Here is an 853-nt window from a genome sequence, read left to right on the forward strand (position 1 = left end):
GCCGTCGCGTCGGTCGGCACCGGGGACGAGCCGGAGCGCGCTCAGCACGAACTCGTAGGGCGTCTTGAACTTGCGCGGCGCCGGCTCCCACGCCTCCGGCGTCGCGACCAGCGCGGCGGCCATCGCGGCGAGATCGCCGTCGCCGTCGCGATAGGCGGCGGCGAGCCGCGCCACCGCGCCCTCGGGCGGATCGTCGGCGATGAAGTGGATCGCGAGCTTGCGGGCGAGATGGCGGGCCGTCGCCGGATGGCGCGCGAGCGCGTCCAGCACCGCGTCGCCCTGCTCCAGGCCGCCCGGTTCGTAGGTCCGGCCGAGGATCGTCGCCGGGCCGGGCTCGTGCCGGCTCGCGGCGAACAGGAAGCGCCCGGCATCCGGCCGGTCGGCCCGCGGCGGCACCCAGCCCCGGCCGGTGAGAACCCCGGCCAGCGCCGTGACGTCGGCCTGGCCGTAGCCGCCGTCGACGCCGAGCGTGTGCAGCTCCAGCGTCTCGCGGGCGAGGTTCTCGTTGAGGCCGAGGCCGCGCCGTGCCCCGGCCGGGGAGCCGGGGCCGACGGAGCGCTGATTGTCGAGGTAGACCAGCATCGCCGGGTGGCGCTGCACCGCCCGCAGCATGTCGGCGAAGCGCCCGAGCACGTGCGGGCGGATCGCCTCGCGCTCGAAGGCGCCGGCCAGCACGCGGACCGGCCCCTTGTCGCTCGAGACCGCGAAGTGGTTGGCGAAGAAAAGCGCCAGCCGCTCGACGAAGCCGGCCTCCGTCGCCGCGCCGTGCGCGAGCCGGGCCTCGACCTCGGCGCGCTCGATGGTTCGCCGGACCTGCCCGGGGTCGGCGGACGGCGGAGGCGCGGGCTGGGGG

The 853-nt window shown here is 77.0% G+C and carries 1 protein-coding gene; it reads right to left on the bottom strand.

Annotation, left to right across the window (positions count from 1 at the left end):
• On the bottom strand, window positions 1-853 hold an 853-nt coding region (locus tag FV223_RS28820), incomplete at both ends, for a DUF1800 domain-containing protein (protein WP_147730021.1).

This window comes from Methylobacterium sp. WL116, assembly GCF_008039455.1.
GTDB lineage: Bacteria > Pseudomonadota > Alphaproteobacteria > Rhizobiales > Beijerinckiaceae > Methylobacterium.